Source organism: Cyclobacterium sp., from assembly GCF_014762705.1.
GTDB lineage: Bacteria > Bacteroidota > Bacteroidia > Cytophagales > Cyclobacteriaceae > Cyclobacterium.
The window spans coordinates 26,766-42,164 of record NZ_JABURL010000091.1 but is presented as its reverse complement, the minus strand read 5'-3'; the positions used below and the strand labels follow the sequence as shown (position 1 = coordinate 42,164).

At 41.9% G+C, this 15,399-nt stretch carries 20 protein-coding genes and 1 pseudogene; 6 read left to right on the top strand and 15 right to left on the bottom strand.

Annotated elements, in window-relative coordinates; all coding sequences use genetic code 11:
• Position 1: 1 nt before the first annotated feature.
• The gene (locus tag HUJ21_RS17270; RefSeq protein WP_144606324.1) at positions 2-1,243 is read right to left on the bottom strand and encodes an ABC transporter substrate-binding protein; all 1,242 of its coding nucleotides are present in this window, start codon (positions 1,241-1,243) and stop codon (positions 2-4) included.
• Between the two features lie 168 nt (positions 1,244-1,411).
• On the opposite strand from HUJ21_RS17270, the gene HUJ21_RS17265 reads away from it, so the two are divergent.
• The 3 genes from HUJ21_RS17265 to HUJ21_RS17255 all read left to right on the top strand — a co-directional run bounded on the left by HUJ21_RS17265 (position 1,412) and on the right by HUJ21_RS17255 (position 4,183).
• Complete coding sequence (locus tag HUJ21_RS17265) at positions 1,412-1,858, top strand: DUF2721 domain-containing protein (RefSeq protein ID WP_144606322.1); 447 nt, start codon at positions 1,412-1,414, stop codon at positions 1,856-1,858.
• Positions 1,848-2,789 carry a glycerophosphodiester phosphodiesterase family protein gene (locus HUJ21_RS17260; RefSeq protein ID WP_144606320.1) on the top strand — a complete coding sequence of 314 codons (942 nt, stop codon included), beginning with the start codon at positions 1,848-1,850 and terminating at the stop codon, positions 2,787-2,789. Before HUJ21_RS17265 ends, HUJ21_RS17260 begins: the two co-directional genes overlap by 11 nt.
• Before the next feature lie 380 nt (positions 2,790-3,169).
• Positions 3,170-4,183 carry a GntG family PLP-dependent aldolase gene (locus tag HUJ21_RS17255; protein WP_144606318.1) on the top strand — a complete coding sequence of 338 codons (1,014 nt, stop codon included), beginning with the start codon at positions 3,170-3,172 and terminating at the stop codon, positions 4,181-4,183.
• A gap of 208 nt (positions 4,184-4,391) precedes the next feature.
• On the opposite strand, the gene HUJ21_RS17250 is transcribed toward HUJ21_RS17255, so the two are convergent.
• Together HUJ21_RS17250 and HUJ21_RS17245 are read right to left on the bottom strand one after the other, a co-directional pair.
• Positions 4,392-4,646, bottom strand: coding sequence for a Txe/YoeB family addiction module toxin (locus tag HUJ21_RS17250; RefSeq protein WP_106567542.1), 255 nt, complete (start codon positions 4,644-4,646; stop codon positions 4,392-4,394).
• 17 nt (positions 4,647-4,663) lie between these two features.
• Positions 4,664-4,915: a type II toxin-antitoxin system prevent-host-death family antitoxin gene (locus HUJ21_RS17245; protein WP_144606316.1), complete on the bottom strand. Its 252-nt coding sequence runs from the start codon at positions 4,913-4,915 to the stop codon at positions 4,664-4,666.
• Between the two features lie 146 nt (positions 4,916-5,061).
• Between HUJ21_RS17245 and HUJ21_RS17240 the strand changes: the two genes are divergently transcribed.
• Both HUJ21_RS17240 and HUJ21_RS17235 read left to right on the top strand, forming a co-directional pair.
• Positions 5,062-6,327, top strand: a complete 1,266-nt coding sequence (locus HUJ21_RS17240; protein WP_291371869.1) for a replication-associated recombination protein A — start codon at positions 5,062-5,064, stop codon at positions 6,325-6,327.
• Positions 6,328-6,548: 221 nt separating this feature from the next.
• Positions 6,549-6,872 (top strand): GxxExxY protein, encoded by a 324-nt coding sequence (locus tag HUJ21_RS17235; protein ID WP_250161360.1) that lies wholly within the window; start codon positions 6,549-6,551, stop codon positions 6,870-6,872.
• Between the two features lie 208 nt (positions 6,873-7,080).
• On the opposite strand, the gene HUJ21_RS17230 is transcribed toward HUJ21_RS17235, so the two are convergent.
• The 9 genes and pseudogenes from HUJ21_RS17230 to HUJ21_RS17190 form a co-directional block, all read right to left on the bottom strand.
• Positions 7,081-8,316, bottom strand: a complete 1,236-nt coding sequence (locus HUJ21_RS17230) for a hypothetical protein (protein WP_106567546.1) — start codon at positions 8,314-8,316, stop codon at positions 7,081-7,083.
• Positions 8,317-8,482: 166 nt separating this feature from the next.
• The gene (locus HUJ21_RS17225) at positions 8,483-8,881 is read right to left on the bottom strand and encodes a transposase (protein WP_242617423.1); all 399 of its coding nucleotides are present in this window, start codon (positions 8,879-8,881) and stop codon (positions 8,483-8,485) included.
• Between the two features lie 47 nt (positions 8,882-8,928).
• Entirely contained in the window at positions 8,929-9,507 is a 579-nt protein-coding gene (locus HUJ21_RS17220; protein WP_144606312.1) for a YceI family protein, read from the bottom strand.
• A gap of 11 nt (positions 9,508-9,518) precedes the next feature.
• Positions 9,519-10,550 carry an alcohol dehydrogenase AdhP gene (gene adhP / locus HUJ21_RS17215; RefSeq protein WP_144606310.1) on the bottom strand — a complete coding sequence of 344 codons (1,032 nt, stop codon included), beginning with the start codon at positions 10,548-10,550 and terminating at the stop codon, positions 9,519-9,521.
• Between the two features lie 326 nt (positions 10,551-10,876).
• Positions 10,877-11,182: a helix-turn-helix transcriptional regulator gene (locus HUJ21_RS17210; RefSeq protein ID WP_291371868.1), complete on the bottom strand. Its 306-nt coding sequence runs from the start codon at positions 11,180-11,182 to the stop codon at positions 10,877-10,879.
• A 90-nt stretch (positions 11,183-11,272) separates the two neighbouring features.
• A complete protein-coding gene (locus HUJ21_RS17205; RefSeq protein WP_291371867.1) occupies positions 11,273-11,449 on the bottom strand; it encodes a hypothetical protein in 177 nt (58 codons plus the stop codon).
• A 92-nt stretch (positions 11,450-11,541) separates the two neighbouring features.
• The gene (locus HUJ21_RS17200; protein ID WP_291371866.1) at positions 11,542-11,922 is read right to left on the bottom strand and encodes a hypothetical protein; all 381 of its coding nucleotides are present in this window, start codon (positions 11,920-11,922) and stop codon (positions 11,542-11,544) included.
• 149 nt (positions 11,923-12,071) lie between these two features.
• Positions 12,072-12,170 (bottom strand): annotated as a pseudogene (locus HUJ21_RS17195) (GDCCVxC domain-containing (seleno)protein); the annotation flags it as partial.
• 54 nt (positions 12,171-12,224) lie between these two features.
• The gene (locus tag HUJ21_RS17190) at positions 12,225-12,503 is read right to left on the bottom strand and encodes a hypothetical protein (protein WP_291371865.1); all 279 of its coding nucleotides are present in this window, start codon (positions 12,501-12,503) and stop codon (positions 12,225-12,227) included.
• Between HUJ21_RS17190 and HUJ21_RS17185 the strand changes: the two genes are divergently transcribed.
• Positions 12,462-13,106, top strand: a complete 645-nt coding sequence (locus HUJ21_RS17185; protein WP_184494496.1) for a metal-dependent transcriptional regulator — start codon at positions 12,462-12,464, stop codon at positions 13,104-13,106. The two genes, HUJ21_RS17190 and HUJ21_RS17185, sit on opposite strands and share 42 nt — an antisense overlap.
• Before the next feature lie 193 nt (positions 13,107-13,299).
• Here HUJ21_RS17185 and HUJ21_RS17180 read toward each other — a convergent pair whose 3' ends face one another.
• The 3 genes from HUJ21_RS17180 to HUJ21_RS17170 all read right to left on the bottom strand — a co-directional run bounded on the left by HUJ21_RS17180 (position 13,300) and on the right by HUJ21_RS17170 (position 15,398).
• A complete protein-coding gene (locus tag HUJ21_RS17180; protein ID WP_174316898.1) occupies positions 13,300-13,782 on the bottom strand; it encodes a hypothetical protein in 483 nt (160 codons plus the stop codon).
• Between the two features lie 519 nt (positions 13,783-14,301).
• Positions 14,302-14,937 carry a hypothetical protein gene (locus tag HUJ21_RS17175; protein WP_015266998.1) on the bottom strand — a complete coding sequence of 212 codons (636 nt, stop codon included), beginning with the start codon at positions 14,935-14,937 and terminating at the stop codon, positions 14,302-14,304.
• A gap of 11 nt (positions 14,938-14,948) precedes the next feature.
• Positions 14,949-15,398, bottom strand: a complete 450-nt coding sequence (locus HUJ21_RS17170; RefSeq protein WP_015266999.1) for a DUF3408 domain-containing protein — start codon at positions 15,396-15,398, stop codon at positions 14,949-14,951.
• Position 15,399: the final 1 nt, after the last annotated feature.

Genomic DNA, 15,399 nt, shown 5'->3' with positions numbered 1-15,399 from the left:
TTTAAAAATAATCAATTGTCCAATCTAACCATTGAGCGCTTCTTAGCTTGATAGCCATTTCCCGATCTATATGGTAAGTTTTTTGATAAAAGTCTAAAACCCATTCATGAATTTGAATGTCTGTAAAAGCTTCCGGATAAGCACTTTTGGCAATCATCATTACCTCTATGGGGTATTCCAGTCTTTTGGAGCAATTGCAAGGTGTCCAAGGTAATGCGATGACTTTTTTTTCTTTAACGGCCCGAAGGTTTTGTAATCGGGAATAGTAGGGTGCTTCATAGATTTCCTCAGGTGGATGATAACCTGAAGCCGTATGTAAAATTATAACATCAGGGTCAAGAGCCAAGATCTGCTCTTCGCTAAGCATCAATGAGGATGACCTTCCACCTCTACCCTGAATGGCATTATTGGCATTTATAACTGTTTCTATAAAATATCCTTCAATAGTATCAGTTCCTCTAGTGACACCTGCACTCCCACCTTCCCTTGCTACTGGAGATAGTCCCAGCATAAGGACTTTAGGCTTTTCATGTTCTTGGAGGTCAAAGGTTCGGTTTTTGATAAATTGAATGGTTTCATTTAAATAAGTCACCAATTGCTGCGCTTCTTCTGTTTTATCAAACAACATCCCTAGTAGCAGGATTTCCTGGTTCAACATATCCAAATTTGGCGGGTCGTAGGAGGTGGTGCCCTTTAAAACCACTACTGGAATACCCATTGACTTCAACATGGATAAGGCCTGTTGGCTTTTAGGGTCATCCAAATTGTTGAGGGTGCAACTTCCTTCTCTGAGAACTACAAGGTCTGGTTGTAAGGCTACCATCTGCTCTAACTGCAGTGGTAATCCAGAACTGGCTATTAAAGGCAATTGTGCAGTTTCCGGATAAAGCACGCGGATAGGATTCATTCCATCTGTGTACCTGTAAGTTTTGTTCTTACCGGGAATATCGTAGGAAAAATTATGCTGCACGCATCTTGAACCTAGGGCAATTACTTTATCTAACTTTCCAAAGGCCCACAATACGGATTCTAGCATCCCATCACTTACGGTAATGATCCGTTCAGGTGAAATGGGAACATCCACCGAAACATTCCGCATATCAGTGATCGTTTTGAGTCCTTCTTTAGTATGGCTGATGGCAGTATGACCTGATTTATGATTGCAGGCTCCCAAAAGTATAACAACCCACATCATTACAAAGTTGATAATACGGAAATCAATCTTAGGTTTAGTCTTACACATTTTAAGTTGTATAATTGTTGCTGCTGAATAGGCAATTCATGCTCAAACTAATCATTCGAAAGTGATTCTTCACCATTCTTAATTAGTAAAAATTTTCTAGATTCAATTCAGAATTGTAGAGATTAGTGCTAGTTGTATATATTTCATAGCTTTACATTGACCTTATTTATGGAACTCCAACTCTCCACACCTGCATTGCTTTTTTCGGCCATTACCTTGATGATGCTGGCTTTTACTAACCGGTTTTTGGCCATTGCCAATCTGATACGGGGGCTTCATAAAAAATACCTGGAAAACCCTGAAGAAAACATCATCATTGAGCAAATTCACAACCTGAAAAGACGATTGAGCTTGATCAAGTACATGCAGCTCTGTGGGGTATTGAGCTTTTTGCTTTGTGTGGTTTGTATGTACCTGATTTTCATTGAAGCCCAGGAGGCAGCCAATTATGTTTTTATTGGGAGCATGCTGGCCTTATTGGTTTCTTTGGGGATTTCATTGATTGAAATATTGATATCAACCAAAGCCTTAAATTTGGAAATTCAGGACATGGAAGAATTGTTTCAAAAACGCTCTTCCAGATTTTGGTTTAAAAAAGATAAAAATGAAGACTAAGATTTATGGACTATTGATCTTGTTGCTTCTTTTTTCCTGTAAAAAAGAGGCCTCAGACAGTCAAAAAACAGCTGTTGCTTCAAATGATCTGCATAAGATAGTGCTTTCCAGGGTAGAAGAGGCCAGGGACTTCTACGCTTGGACTTCCGATAGGATTCCGATGGTTTCTGCCCACAGGGGAGGACCTTATCCGGGTTATCCCGAAAACTCCATAGAGGCTTTTGAAAACACTTTAAAACATACGCCTTCCATCATCGAATTTGATGTAGCGCTGACCAAAGATTCGGTTTTGGTTTTGATGCATGACAATACCTTGGACCGAACCACAACAGGTAAAGGGAAGGTAATTGATCATACTTTTGAAGAAATCAGGGAATTATTCCTGGTGGATAAAGAAGGCCATCAGACAAATTTCCGCATACCTACTTTTGAGGAAGCATTGGCATGGGGAAAAGGAAAAACCTTATTCACTGTGGATATCAAAAGAGAAGTTCCTTTTGAAATGGTCGTGGATGTTATCAAGAAGTATAATGCCGAACCCTACGCTGCGGTGATAACCTACAGTGTAGAGGCAGCAAAGAAAATGCACAGATTGCACCCGGAACTGATGTTGTCCGTGACTATCAGAAATGAGGAAGAACTTCAGCGGTTTGAGGAGTCGGGTATCCCAGTGGACCGTTGGATTGCCTTTACCGGCACTTCCGAGCGTCCGAAGGAATTCAATGAATTGCTCCATGAGAAAGGTGTTTTCACTATTCTTGGGGTTTTGGGCAACCTGGACCGCAGTGCCATTGCCCGTGGGGACCAAATCTATGCGGAGTTTGTTGAGAAGGGCGCTGATATCCTGGCAACTGACAGGCCAATCGAGGCTGCAGAGGCCATTGCGGACTTGATTCCCGGGAATAGTTCTAAGTTGAAGTATTTTAGGTAAGAAGCAAGAACTTAGATGCTAGACACAAGACTTATGACATAAGATTTTGAACAATTAAGGAGTTGAGGGATTCATTAAGAGCCAAGGTAAAAGAGGACCGAGCGTAAATAAAAGCTTTAGTAAAGCTTTTTAGCGAGGGGCCAGGTTGCAGCGCGTGGAAAAGCCGGATTTCGAAAGTGTGATTTCGGAAATAATTAAGGATAAAGGAAGATGGAAAGCGAGAGATCAGGTTTAAGTGTGGTTTCGAATGGCGGTCGACGGGAAGCTCCAGATCTCAAATCTTGCATCTTATGTCTTATGTCTAAGATTTTTAGTCTTTATATTTACCATTTGCGGAAAAGTCTAGCATCTCGCTTCTCGCATCTAATCTCTTAAAAAATATGATAATCGATCTACGTTCAGATACCGTGACCAAGCCTACCAAGGGCATGTTGGAGGCCATGTGGTCTGCCCAAGTGGGCGATGATGTCTTTGGAGAAGACCCAACCGTCAATGCTTTAGAACAAAAGTTGGCGGAAATGTTCGGGATGGAGGCCGGGCTTTTCTGCCCCTCTGGCACCATGACCAATCAGATAGCGGTCAAGTTGCATACCGGCCCGCAAAAGGAAGTTATCTGCCACAAGTATTCCCATATTTACCTCTATGAGGCTGGAGGTATCATGGCCAATGCCCATGCATCTGTTAAACTTTTGGAGGGGGTGTATGGAAAGATTACTGCCCAGGATGTGGCTGACAATATCAGTCCCGATGATGTGCATGCCTGTGAGACATCACTTGTATCTCTGGAAAATACGATGAATAAGGGAGGGGGAAGTATTTATACCTTGGAGGAAGTGAAGCCGATCAAAACCCTTTGTGATCAACATGGGATCAAACTCCACTTGGATGGCGCCAGGCTGTTCAACTCCTTGGTGGTGACCGGTGAAAGCCCCAAAGACTGGGGTGTCCAGTTTGACACCATTTCCATCTGTCTGAGCAAAGGTTTAGGCTGTCCGATTGGATCAGTGCTGTTAGGGACAAAAGCCGATATCAAGAGGGCAAGAAAAATCAGGAAGTCCTTTGGAGGAGGAATGAGACAGGCTGGTTACTTAGCTGCAGCTGCTATCTATGCCCTTGACCATCATGTGGATCGTCTGACTGAAGACCATGCCAGGTCGAAGGTCATTGGTCAAATGTTGGAAAAGCATCACCTCGTATCAGAGGTTTTTCCAGTGATGACCAATATCGTGATTGCGAGATTGCAGGGCATCAGTCCGGAAGATTTTCTTTCCAAACTGGCCGACAAAGGCATCAAAGCCGTGAAGTTCGGCAAAGACCAGGTCCGTTTTGTGACGCATCTGGATTTCAATGATGAAATGCTAGAGTTATTCGGGGAGAGGATAAAGGAGATATAGTAGAAATCGGAGCGTAGCGCAGATCCCGAGAGCTTTAGCGATTCGGGATAGGCCTCGAAAAATGTATAGTTGATATTGGTTGATATTTATTTCATGATATTGGATATTAGTCTCAAAATCAATATCCATGAATATCTAATCAACCTTGTAGCATAAGGCTTTCACATAGTGTTTATATTTTGTTTATGCAGATTTCAAATCATACTTCCTAATAGTGATACCGGCATTGAAGGATATAAATTGAGTCATGCTCGACTCTATAAACCAACCTGTGTTCTAGATTGATCCTTCGTGACCACCAACCTGAAAGGTTATGTTTGTGGGGTTCTGGTTTTCCTGTCCCCTCAAATGGTGTTCTTATGGATTCTTTGATCAACTCATTGATTTTTTTGAGGGTTTTTCTGTCATGCTGTTGCCAAAAAAGATAATCTTCCCATCCGGTGCTTAAAAAAATGATTTTCATGGTGAAAGAGATACTTATTATTCAAAAAGATTTTTTTCTTCTCCCAAGCCTTTTTCAAATTCTTCTATTCCTCTCAAAAGTCGCTCAGCGTTTTTAGGGCTCTTTAACAAATAAAATGTTTCCTGCATGCTCTCATAGTCCGTCTTGGACATTACCACTACGTCTTCGCCATTGGCCCTTGTAACAAAAAGTGGAGACCTGTCATGGAATACTTTATCCAAAAAGCTTTTGAGATGTTGCCTGAAATTTGAGTAAGTTGTGATTTCCATGATTGTTCTTTTTTACAAATTTAAGCAATTTGACTTATTGTACAAAAAGCTGTACAAATTAGTAGCTTGCTGTTTTCTAATTTTATGGATAGTCTTTCCAATTACCGTCTTATTACTAATTTGCATCTTCAAAATTTCCAGGACAAATGATCGACAGCACCCCTTTGGCAGAACGTATGCGGCCTTCCCGATTGGAAGAGCTGATAGGACAGGAACACCTGACGGCCCCAACGGCATTTTTGTACAAAGCCATCAAGTCAGGGAATGTGCCTTCCCTGATCTTTTGGGGACCTCCCGGGGTGGGTAAAACTACCATCGCCAACATCATTGCCAATGAGATCAAAGTTCCTTTCTACACCCTGAGTGCCATAAGTTCAGGAGTCAAGGATATCAGGGAAGTCATCGATAAAGCCAAGTACCAAAGGGGAGCCGTACTCTTCATCGATGAAATCCACCGCTTCAACAAATCCCAGCAGGACGCGCTCTTGGGGGCTGTAGAAAAAGGTGTCATCCGCCTGATCGGAGCCACCACCGAAAACCCATCCTTTGAAGTCAATGCCGCCCTGCTTTCCAGGTGTCAGGTCTATACCCTGAATTCCTTGAGTAAGCATGAACTTGAGTCCATGTTGCAGCAGGCGATGGAAAAGGATGTGGAGTTGAAGAAAAAGCGTATCGAACTCCAGGAAACAGAAGCTCTGCTTCGGATGTCAGGAGGGGATGGAAGGAAGCTGCTCAATTTGTTTGAAATAGTCATCAATGGAATCAACGAGGATCCATGTGTGATCACCAATGAAAAGGTGGTACAGATCGCTCAGCAGAAAATTGCTCTTTACGATAAATCCGGAGAGCAGCATTACGACATCATCTCTGCCTTTATCAAGTCTATCCGGGGCTCTGACCCCAATGCTGCGGTATATTGGTTAGCAAGGATGATAGAAGGAGGGGAGGATGTCAAATTCATCGCCAGGAGATTGGTTATATTGGCTTCCGAAGATATAGGCAATGCCAACCCAAATGCCCTTTTGTTGGCGACCAACTGCTTTGAAGCGGTGAAAATGATCGGCTATCCCGAATCGAGAATTATCCTTTCCCAGTGTGTAACTTATTTGGCTTCTTCTGCCAAGAGTAATGCGCCTTACATGGCCATCAATCGGGCCCAGGCTTTGGTCAAGGAAACGGGAGATCTTCCTGTTCCCCTACACCTGCGCAATGCCCCCACGAAACTGATGAAGGACCTGAATTACGGGAAGGAATACAAATATGCCCATGATTATGAACAGAATTTTGTGGCGCAGGAATTTTTGCCAGAGGAAATCAAAAACACCAAACTTTATGAGCCCGGGAACAATGCCCGGGAAAATGAATTGAGGAGGTTTTTGAAGGATAGGTGGAAGGGGAAGTATGGGTATTAAGTGGGATTTTCACTAATTAGGAGTTAAGGCTTTAAAGAATTTCATTAAGGTTTTTTTAAATAATTAATATGCAGAAAAGTCGTACCTAACGGTAAATTGGATTTTTAATAGACATCACTTACCAGAGAAAATCTTGCCTTGGAAACTTATCCGATTATATCCAATTAGGGTTTTTAAGATGTGTGAAATTAGGATAACTTTATTTTGAAGTTGCTTTAGATATGAATAAAAAGGAGATTACTCAACTGTCTTATGATGTGCTAGGCTGCGCAATTAATGTCCATAAAGAAGTCGGTCCGGGTCTTTTGGAAAGTGTTTACCAAAAATGCCTAACCCATGAATTGAGATCAAAGGGCTTTGAGGTTATGCAACAAGTGAAAGCACCATTGTTCTATAAAAATCTTAAGCTTGAAGTTGAATTGAGGGCAGACATAATAGTCAATGAATCAATCATCGTTGAGCTTAAGACAGTTGATTGTCTCTTGGCTGTTCACGAAGCCCAATTATTGACTTATATGCGGCTTTTGAAAATCCCACAAGGTTAATTGATGAATTTTTATTCAGACAATCTTTCAAAAAATACTATCCCCATGGTAAATGAATATTTTAGAGCATTGCCTGAATAAGAACTTAATGAAGGCCTTTCTGCCTTAAATCCTTAATGATTCAAATAAACACTTCAATTCATTTTTTTTAAAAAAAACTTTTCCGAATTCCGTCTTTCGAAATCCAACTTCACCTTTTTTTCACCAATTAGAATGACCTGAACTCCTCGATCTTTTCTATCTTTTGCCTCAGGTCGCTGATATTGATACTGTCTTTGATGCCGTTGTCCCGGGTAGATTTTTTGTCTTTCAGGTTTTTGCTGATGCGTTCATAAACCTGTTTGGGGGTCTCTTCAGTACCACCTGCCTTTCTTCCTTTGATGATGCCATTGTTATTTGCCAGATCAAGAGCTTCAAGTACCCTGGTATGGTAGCTATCTGCAATTTCGAAGAAATTGTCATAGTACATGATAAACCTCTTTGACAAGTCAGCCAAGGTACCCATGTGGGTGCTGAAGTTTTTTAACTCAGTTTCGCGTTGGAGCAAATTTGAGTAATTGATTTCACCCCTATTGTTTTTATACCTATTCTCAATCCTAGTCAGATAAAGTTGCACATAATCATAGGAAAAACCGTTTAGAACACGGTTAAAATAAGCATCGATGGTTTCGTTATTGAATCTATCAGGGACTTGGTAACCTAACTTTGGAGCTTCTTTTTTAAGCCTTGACATCAATTCCAGCTGAAGGTTTTCAAGAAGTAAAATCCTATCGTTATAGGAGGACTGATTGGCTGCATTGGCTTTGTCTAAGGCAGCGAAATAGGTGAGGTACTTGTTCAGTTCTGTTTCAAATCGGTTCAATTTCTGGAAATCCGGTTTCTTTTCGGTCATCAGGGAACTGTATGCAACATTCAAAAGGGAATTGGAAGCGGATACAGCTTGAGAAACAAATGGGATTCCGGCAGCGATCGGACTGGCAATAACGGAATTGGTGATTTCCAGAAAGCGGTCCATCTTGGACTTGCTCTCAAATATTCCAATTCTTTTTACGGATTCCATGATTACTTCCTCAAATGAAAAACCCAATGGCCCTCCTTCAATGGATCCCAACGAATTGATGAAACCCTGATAATCCTGATCCGTCATCCTGGACTTTAGATTGATGATGTCATCACTAAGTTTTTTATAGATTTGGGTCGAATGAAGAATGCTTGATTTTAGGTTGGTCCATCTTGTCTCATCTGAAATATTTTTGTCACGGATCAGGTCATTCAAAGCCATGTTGGTGATTTCCAAGCTGCCTGATAGATTTTCATTGTAGTTTTTAAGCGTTTCAATTTCTTTTTCAAGCCGTTTGATTTTCAAAGAATCGGCTTCAATTTGTGAAAATGAAGCATGGATGAAGGCGATTATCAATCCTGCTGTCAAAATTACCTTTTTCATAGGTTATAGGGGGATTAAGCTTTTTTGTTGCAATCACAAAAATCAAGCAAGAATTTTAATTTTTTACAGACTGCCTTCAATTATTTTTATTTATTTAAGGACAATGCTGTCCTAAATAATTTTTTCTTCTCTAAGAATATTAGCTTAGAGGTAATTGTGAAGTGATTTATTTATAATCTGGAAAAAGAACCCCCTGTGGGTTATATTTTGGGGGTTTGTCATGATCTTCAAAAGGTCTGTCCAGCCAATTTTGCAATTCAATTTTGACGAAAATATTCAATCTGATAAATGCTACTAGATTTGACAGATGCCATCCGTATTTTGCGGATGCTTTCATTGCTTTTAACAGTAAAATTGTAATCAAGGCAGTCCATATCTGTATCATTACTGCGTTTTTTGAAGTTCCAATGAATGTCTTAATGTGGAGTAGCTGCTTAATATCCCTGAAAAAAACTTCAATTTCCCACCTTGATTTATAAAGGTCTCCGATTGTCTGTGCTGCCCAGGTGAAGTTGTTGGTGATGATTTCTATGGTCTGTTGGTTTTTCTCGTCCCAGACTGCCACTCTTCTGAGTTTTTTAGGTATTTCTCGTTTTCATTTTGTTTGAATTTTTAATTGTTTGATTGTTTAAAAAAGGTTTCGAAAGAAATCTTCAGGTCATTTCCTGTCTTTATGGTACCAAATACTGCTGTTGGCGGATCCATATTGAACTGACTGAAAGTCACGGGCAGGCTTCCTTTGAAGCGAATGTTTTTTCCAGAAACCCGATAGTCTACCTTGAACTCAACTGGCCTGGTAGTACCGGCAATGGTGAGCCTGCCACCGGCAAAGATGGTGAGGTCATCCACCTGTGCCCTGGTCAGTTCAAAGTGGATGTTGGGATGTTGCTTCGCTTTCAGCGCCTTATAGGCATTTTCGTCCATCCCACTTTTGCCGCTTTTCAACGTATTTACCGGTATGCTTACCGACAAGGACGCTATTTCCTTGATCCGCTCACCGCTCAGCGTAATACTTGCCGAACCCTCCGATTTTTCAGAAACCATCTCCCAATCATGTAGAGTGGAGGTTCCTGTTACCTTTAAAGATTGACTGCCCATCAGCTCATAGTGCTGTTGTGCAGTTGCCGGTAGGGAAAGCGCCACTCCTGCTAAAAGCAGGATATAAGTTTTTATTTTTATGAATCGTTTCATTGTTAGGTGGGTTAATGACCAATATCCAGCACCATACGGCCTTCTATCTGTCCCTTTTTCATTTGATCAAAGATTAGGTTGATATCCTCCAGCGGAGCGGATTTTACCGTGGTGGTTACCTTTCCTTCCATTGCAAAGTCGATAGCTTCCTGCAGGTCTTTCCTGCTGCCAACAATGGAGCCACGCACCGTATAGCGATTCAATACGGTTTCAAAAATGGGCAGGTCAAAGCTACCTGGAGGAAGTCCATTCATTACCAGCGTTCCTTTTCTGCGTAGCAGGTCCAGTGCCTGCCGGAAAGCCACCGGTGACACAGCCGTGACCAACACGCCATGAACACCACCCGTTTCTTTCCGGGCATTCATCACTTCATCGGGATTTTTACCGTTGACCACTCTATCAGCTCCAAGCTTTTTGGCCAGGTTCAATTTGTCATCTGACACATCCACTGCAAGCACATGCAAACCCATGGCTTTTGCGTATTGCACTGCCACATGACCCAGGCCACCTATGCCTGAAATGGCCACCCACTGTCCTGGTCGCACTTCGGTTTCTTTTAGGCCTTTATACACCGTTACACCCGCACATAAAATAGGGGCCATTTGCACAAAGTCTATGGCTCCGCTGAACCGCCCTACATAATTGGGATCTGCCAATACGTATTCCGCATAGCCGCCATCTACGCTGTAGCCTCCGTTTACCTGCGACTCGCACAGTGTTTCCCAACCTGTAATGCAATGCTCGCAATGACCGCAGGCACTGTAGAGCCAGGGAACACCCACTATATCACCTTCTTTGGTGTTTTTTACATTGGAGCCCACAGCCGCCACATAGCCAATGCCTTCATGGCCAGGAATGAGCGGCAACCTGGGCTTGACAGGCCAGTCGCCATCAGCTGCATGCAAATCCGTATGGCATACTCCTGATGCCATTACCTGCACCAGGATTTGGTTTTCATTTGGGGCCTTTACAGGTATCTCTTCAATTTTAAGCGGTTGGCCAAACTCTGTGACCACAGCCGCTTTCATGGTTTTTGGTAACATGGTTATTTATTTAAATGAATACTTTCTAACATTGACACATCAGTCAAATTGACATTTAGTCTGTTCCTTTCGCATCCTGCGTTTGGTTGTAGACCGCCAACCGAACGAATCCAAATAGCGCCAAACGCCTGCAAATTTATTGGCTCAACAAGCCTGATCTTTTACGTAATTTTCTTGGTGTTCCATTTTGAAGTTTAAAATTTAAAATCATCTACATTATTGATTATCAACTATTTAATTGTGATAAATTCAAGCTATCTCACATTTTGAATAGCGTTCGTTCAGGAAATTATAGTCTGTATATCCGTTTTTTACAGAATTATTGACTAGCATAGCCGATCAATAAACTTTCTCCTGTTGAGAAAGAGCTTTTGAAATTCTTTAGGGGTCATTCCTGTATATTGCTTAAACTGGCTGGTCATATACTGAACCGTGCTGTAACCCGCCTGAAAGGCGATGGCGCTCAAGGTTTGTTCATTGTAGATCAGCAGTTCTTTCACCCGCTCAATCCGTTGCAGGATGAGGTAGCGTTCAATGGTAATGTTTTCAAAAGACGAAAACAGGGTGCTTAAATAGCCGTAATCGTGTTCAAGATGTCGGCACAGATAGCTTGAAATTTTTTCTTCCTGCACTTGGTACCCGGAGCGTGCGTAATCGATTACAAGGCTTTTGATGTGCTCAATGAGCCGGAGCTTCTTTTCTTCGATAAGTTCAAGTCCTGATTACTTTAGGAATTCCTGAATCAGGCTGATCCGTTCATCATTGAGCTCCCCAATAATCACTGCCTCACCCAAATGGATGCAGGCTATTTGGAAACCGAGGTTTTCGAGCCCCTGGCGCACCACCATGATACACCGCTCGCACACCATGTTTTTGATGTAGATATGTGAAGTTTTCATTTCTTCTTTTGTTTAGATTTTACATTTGATAAAGTATTGTACACTACAGGAAGCTGTGTGTGTGACAATACAATTGAACGTCAAATGTAGAATTACAGAAGAAATGACTGGAACAGGATAGAGCGATACCGCCCTGACCAGCCGGGGGGAGCCTTTTTAGGAGTTGTGTAGTTTCTTGACTCGAAAAATTGTGTAGAAGGCAAATGGAACGATGGCTGAGCCATTGCCGCATGTGAAAAATCAATGACCGAAATGTCAGAATGAGGTGTCCTGAAATCATCGAGAGAGAAGATGGTTTCCTGATCCTCACAGCCATCACAAGGGTTGCTATGATCCTCACAGCATGGTTCGTAGTGTTTTAGAAAAAGCTCGAAGCTGATCAGTTCGCCCCCGCAAAAGTGCTGAAACACTGCCATCCCTTTGCCAGGGAGAAGCATTACAATGAGCAGGACGATATATAAGTTGCGCTTCATGAGCCTTTTAATGTAAAATGCCATTCATTGAAAGGGAATCTATTTAGTATCCACTTCAATATGACTCAAAAGTACGCAACGGTTATTGAGAGGGCTATGACATTGCACATGTCAAAACATGATGTATGTCACATAAAGCATTGTCTACGCTAGCAACATGCTTGATCAGAATCTAATTGTACTGGTGGACAAGGTGCTGAGCCATAGGAGCAATACACGCAACAATCCCCTTCCTTCGGTTTTAACAGATGATAACAGAAAGCAGGCTTACGCTTAATAATGTATTTTCTTCATTGTAAAATTCAAGATTTTAGAACTTCAACTATCCTTATATCCCAAGTACCGTTTAAGTGATTGTCCTCTTTATCTTTCCCAAAAACTTTTAGCTTGATCTTCCCGGTGTTTAGGGATTTGACTATTTCTGAAGGTGTATCAGAACTCACAATAAAAGTCTCCCCATTAACATTTACTTGCCATGCATTTTCGTTCTTAACCAACTGGCCAACGATGGTGACTTCAGCATTCTTGGCTGAAAATCCATTATTCCTCACCTCTTCCTGAATCTTTTTCACCTTTCCCATGAAAATGGAGATGTGAGCGTCAAGGATCTGTCGGATCAGTTATCTATAAAAATGCCCACAGCCACCAGCATGATGAAAAAGCTGGCTGAAAAAGGTTTGGTGCATTACGAAAGTTACAAACCTCTGAAACTGACCAGTCGGGGGCTTAAAGAAGCAGGGCTCATCGTGCGAAAGCATCGGCTCACGGAAATGTTCCTGGTAGAGAAGATGGGATTTAGCTGGGAGGAGGTGCACGAAATAGCCGAACAGGTGGAGCACGTGCATTCACCTTTGTTTTTTGAGCGGATGGACAAGCTTTTGGGCTACCCGACCATTGATCCACATGGCTCTCCGATTCCTGACAATGAGGGAAATGTTGAAAAACCGAAATATAACAAGCTCAGCGATTGCAAGGCAGGTGATAAATTCACTTTGCTGGCAGTTGCGAATTCCAGTGAAGAATTTCTTCACTACCTGAATAGTCACCGGTTGAAGTTGGATACTGAGATTACTGTTCTTTCGGTTGAGGCTTTTGATGCAAGCATGACCGTTAGTTATGGCAACATTCCACAAGCGACCTTGGGAGAAGCCGCTTGTAAAAATCTGCTTGGAAGGAGGGGCTGATAACCTCAGCCCCTCATCATGCCGATTTGTCTGTTAAATGTCAGCGGAAATTAACTGTCTTTTGACCTACTGGTAGTTTGGATTGCAATTGCATCAGGAACAGAAAACTGAACGATATGGATAAGATGGAGTTCATATACCCGTAGACACACGCAAAATGTTAATGTGCAAGGGTATTGCAAATTAACATTTTTTAATTCGATTCCTCAAGTGAGGTGTTTATGTACTGGTCGTGTGCCTCACGATGGATAAGACCTGATTTCACAAAGTTGGCAATGTAGCCTTCGGCTGTCTTTGCCGGAATGCTCATTACTTTTGCTACTTCGAGGTACTTCTGACGGTTGAAGGTTTGTGGTAAGGCATACAGAAACTTCTCCTTCTTATTCATGCGAGTTGGCTTAGGCTCTTCTTGTGGAAGTTCTCCAAATACTTTGCTTGAATGCTTAACCAGTACTTTGACCATTGAAAGCGAAGCTTGAAAATCCCTTTCCTCACAAATCAGTTTATGGGAAGTGTCGCCTGTTTGACAGCTATTGGATAATATTTCTCCAGTGGCACTGTCGAATGCGCCAATATTTTTATCGTGTATAATGTGGCGCACTTCCATGATCCGCAAAGCGGAAAATATCATGCAGATTCGGTAAGCTATCAATCCTAATCTTCTGATTGTTGCCATGTAGTCCAACCCTTGAAGGTTCCAACCTATGGCAACAAATACCTACGTTCCACACTGGTGGAGCTGGGCTGGGCAGCATCCAGGACAAAAAACATCTATTTTGAAACAAAATACAAAATTTTGGTGGGCAGACGGGGCAAAAGAAAACCATTATTGCTTTAGGACATAAAATCCTGATTGCCTCCTACCACATACTCAAGGACAAGGTAGATTACAAAGAACTGGGAGCAGACCACCTCGACAATTTTAAGAGAGATAAGCTGGTTGCTTATTACAAAAAGCAATTAGCACAACTTGGGGAGGAAGCTTTTCAAGTAGCATAAGTTTTAACAAAGGTCGAATTTTACTATTGGGAAAACCACGAAAATGAAACTGACCTTATCAGTTAAGCACAAAAGAGTATCACCAAGAGCATGTGCATGAAAATTTTACCTAAAAGATGTTCTTAACTGATTTTTATAAATGATTGAAAAACAAAAAAATTAACTATTATTTATTCGCGTGAAAAAGGGAGCTTGCTTACACAAACTTCCCGATATCAAAATCATCCAGATGAGTTGTCCGCAAAGTGGAAGAACCGGCTTCCGTTTCAGCAGAAAGGCTTTTATCCAACAGCATGGCTATTTTTTGGGAAGCACTTTCCATAGAATTTTCCAGTAGGCTGAATAATTCGGTCCCCTGTATTTTCTGAACTATGGCTACTGCTGTTTCCTTCTGGGATGGCTCCAATATGTCTTTTTGCAGCAGCATCCCCACGGTGCTTAGTTCCTCGAAGGTAACCCCCTGGGCAAGACCGTTATCGCCTCCGGAATTTCCATACCTGTTCCATTCTTCTTCCTCTTCTTCAAAATCAGGCGTATTGCTGAATACTTCATCCAGTTCTTCCTGCGGAACTTGAATAGCGACTTGCTCATTCTCGTCGTATTCGATGTCTAAGTTATCAGGATTCGCTTCCGGTTCCTCAATTTGGCGTTCCCTGGCAGTCTTTGGCACCGAAAGTCGTTTTACAGGCTTGGGTTGCCCCATAATATCAGGCAGGTGTGGATTCACTTTTTCCTGCGTGGGTTTTTGGTCTGATCTTTTATTGATGACAATCTTGTCCTGCAAAAGCAGGGCAATGACTATCAGCAGGCAAATCACCATTACTATTTCCATTATCAAATGCTTTAAAAAATGGGTTTAAAATTTTCATTGAAATCATCCGTAATCGCTTTCTCAAACATTTCAAAATGATGCTCCAGAATGTTGTCAAGATAGGCATACAGGGGTATTTCATCTTTTCCAATAACCCGGACAATACGGGATAATCGTTCGTGGTATTCTTGCCGGATATAAATGCTTTTATCACCGCGCTTTGTCATGGCGTGGCTTTTCAAAAAATGGTCGCCGTAACTTCCGTCAAGATTTTTCCTCGCCCGGCTCTTTTCTCTTTGAACAGCTTTGTTCCGTGGTGATTCTTCCCGTTTTACGCCTTCTTTTGCCACTTCCTTTTCCCGAACTTCGGGTGGTTCAGGAGGAAGCCGTATCCCTTCTTTTTTGACGCCATCGACCATCAGGTTCATCATCAGTTCCTCATTAATATCCGGCGTGGCTTTTCTTTTATGATCGTTCTCCATA